A 3,109-nucleotide genomic window follows, 5' to 3' on the forward strand; every position below is an offset into this window, starting at 1 on the left:
CTGCGGTGCGGCGGGCCGGGTGCGCGCTGGAGCGGCGGGCATGGGTGCTCGGGCGCAGGCGTGCGGGTGCGTGTGAGGTGCTTTTGCGGCGCGGCGGGCGCGGGCGTGTTGGGACGCTGCTGCGGCGGGCCGGGGACGCGCTGGGGCGGCGCCGCCGCGTGCAGCGGGTGCTCGGGTGCGGTGGGTGCTGGGCTGCTGCGTTCGTTTCTGCACAGTTTCTTCGAGTTTGTGACAAGAAGCCACGAGCCCTTCCAACGGGCTTACGCTGCGTGCCTGGTCAAAATGATACTGAGGCAAGGATATACAAGCCGAGGGCGGTGCCGGAGCCGGTGGGGCGCTCTTGAAGCCCCCTTTCTGTCACAAAGTCGAAGAAACGGTGCAGTTTCCCGCGCTTCGCATCGACTGGCGCCTGCGTGCGGCAGGTGCGAGCGGCGCCTTCGCTGGCTGGCATGACGAGATGGCGGCGCTTATGGCCCTCAAGCGCCTGAACCGCTAAGATAGACACGTCTCGCAATCATCAGGAAGGAACATCCATGGATCTTGTCATCGTCGATACCTATGAGGACATGAGCCGCGTCGCTGCGGAGCAGATCGAGGCCGTCATTGCTGACGACCCCTCCTGCGTGCTCGGCTTGGCCACGGGCTCCACGCCCATCGGGCTCTATGCCGACTTGGTGGCCGACTGCGCCGCCGGCAAGGTGAGCTTTGCCGACGTGACCACGTTCAACCTCGACGAGTATCGCGGGCTGGCCCATGACCACGATCAGAGTTACCACTACTTCATGGCCGACAACCTGTTCAACCACGTGGACATCGACCCGACCCGCACCCATGTGCCCGATGGGTTCGACCCGGACGCCGATGCGGCCTGCGCCGCCTACGAGGAGGCCATCGAGGCTGCCGGCGGCATCGCCATCCAGCTGCTCGGCCTGGGCCATAACGGCCACATCGGCTTCAACGAGCCGGCCGACAGCTTCCCGGTGACCACCCACTGCGTCGAGCTGACTGAGTCCACCATCCAGGCCAACAGCCGCCTGTTCGACTCCATCGACGAGGTGCCGCGCGAGGCCTACACCATGGGCATCGGCACTATCATGAAGGCGCGTAAGATCCTCATGGTGGTGAGCGGAGAGGACAAGGCTGCCATCCTGGAGCAGTCGCTGTTCGGGCCGGTGGTGCCCGAGGTGCCCGCCTCCGCCCTCCAACTTCATCCCGACGTGACCGTGGTGTGCGACGCCGCTGCCGGCGCCCGCTGCCGCGAGCATTTGGCGTAACGTCACGAGACGCGGCGCCTGAGGATCGAGCGGCGGCGTGAGGCCGCCTGCTCGGCCGGGGCGTCTGACCACCCCCTGAGCACAAGGAGGATACGACCATGGAACTGAGGAAGATCGGCGCCGTTCGCGGCGGCGAGGTGTTTGACGGCGGGCGCTTCACGGCGCGCGACGTGTATCTGGCGGGTGGGCTCACCGTGGCTGAGGAGGCTCAGGCTGACGGGGAGGAGCTCGACGCCTCCGGCTGCTATGTCATCCCCGGCCTTGTGGACATCCACTTCCACGGCAGCGCGGGCGCAGATGTGAGCGATGGTGATGCGGAGGGCCTGCATCGCATGGGCGCCTATGAGGCGTCGCGCGGCGTCACGGCCATGTGTCCCGCCACCATGACGCTGCCCGAGGACGTGCTGCTGCGCGCCGCCGAGGTCGCCGCGGCCTATGAGCCAGCGGCCAACGAAGCCGACCTCGTAGGCATCAACATGGAGGGCCCCTATATCTCGCCGGGCAAGGTGGGCGCCCAGAATCCCGAGCACGTGCGCAATCCCAGCGTGGACGAGTTCCGCCGCCTTCAGGAGGCGGCTGGCGGCCTGTTCAAGCTCGTGGACATCGCGCCAGAGGAGGCTGGGGCCGATGCGTTCATCGGCGCGCTCGCCAACGAGGTGCGCATCTCGGTGGCCCACACCACGGCCGACTACGACACGGCGGCCCGTGCGTTCGCCGAGGGCGCGCGGCACCTCACGCACCTCTACAACGCCATGCCCGGCATGCATCATCGCACGCCCGGTCCCATCCCCGCCGCCGCCGAGCGCGACGACGTGACGGCCGAGATCATCGCGGACGGCGTGCACATCCACCCGGCCATGGTGCGCCTGGCGTTCAACCTGTTCGGGGATGAGCGCATGATCCTGGTGAGCGACACGCTGCGTGCCGCCGGCATGCCGAACGGCGTGTACGACCTGGGCGGCCAGGACGTGACGGTGGACGGCTACGAGGCGCGCATCGACAACGGCGCGCTGGCCGGATCGGTGAGCGACCTCATGCGCTGCCTCTACGTGGCGGTGCGCGAGATGGACATCCCGCTCGTGAGTGCCGTGAAGGCCGCGACGGCCAATCCGGCCCGTGCCATTGGCCTGGAGGGGCGCTACGGCACGCTGGCCCCCGGTGCCGTGGCCGACGTGGTGCTGCTCGATAAGCAGACGCTGGAGGTGCGCCAGGCCGTCTTGCGCGGCCGCGCGCTCTAGGCGCCGCGCTCCCGAGCCCCGAGGCGGCGGGCGGCTCCCCAGCGGGGCCGCCCGCCGTTGCGTTTGGGGAGGGGCCCGTGGGATCCTGCGAGGTGGGATCGCGACGCTGTCCTCCCCTCGGGGTGTTGGGGGATCTGTGCTCGCTTCTTCGGATGACCTCTCCTGGCTGAGTCACCTCCGGCTTCCCCTGTGATGATGCCGTCTGCTTCCCAGCTTGGCGCTGTTGCGCCTCGTTGGTGGCGCTGTCGGCTCCTCTGGCGTCTGCTGCTCGCCAGCCCTGGTTCGCCCCCCCATGCTAGCCTGATTGGCTCGGATGCCTCGTCCTCCGACACTCCACTCGGCAGTTTTTGGCCAAAAACTGCGTGGTTTACGCGGCTGGCGGGCTGCGGGCCGGCCCGGCTGGCCGTACGCCTTCGCATAACCCCAGGTCATCGGCGGCGCCCTCGCAGCACGTCGCCTGCGAGGGCCTCGAAGTTGCGTAAACCGTGCCGAAAATGGCCAGAAAGTCCGCCCGGCCGCGCCCGGCGGGCCGCCGTCCAGCAGCCGGCGGGCCCCGCATCCCCGCTGCTGCCCCCGGCCGGCGCCCCGCCCCTCGCG

Annotated in this window: 2 protein-coding genes; both read left to right on the top strand. The window is 68.9% G+C overall.

Annotated elements, in window-relative coordinates:
- Positions 1–533: 533 nt before the first annotated feature.
- Complete coding sequence (gene nagB / locus D1643_RS10420) at positions 534–1,274, top strand: glucosamine-6-phosphate deaminase (RefSeq protein ID WP_160710552.1); 741 nt, start codon at positions 534–536, stop codon at positions 1,272–1,274.
- Between the two features lie 98 nt (positions 1,275–1,372).
- Positions 1,373–2,512 (top strand): N-acetylglucosamine-6-phosphate deacetylase, encoded by a 1,140-nt coding sequence (gene nagA, locus D1643_RS10425; protein ID WP_160710553.1) that lies wholly within the window; start codon positions 1,373–1,375, stop codon positions 2,510–2,512.
- Positions 2,513–3,109: the final 597 nt, after the last annotated feature.

This window comes from Enterorhabdus sp. P55 (assembly GCF_009911695.1).
In the GTDB taxonomy this organism is placed as follows: domain Bacteria; phylum Actinomycetota; class Coriobacteriia; order Coriobacteriales; family Eggerthellaceae; genus Enterorhabdus.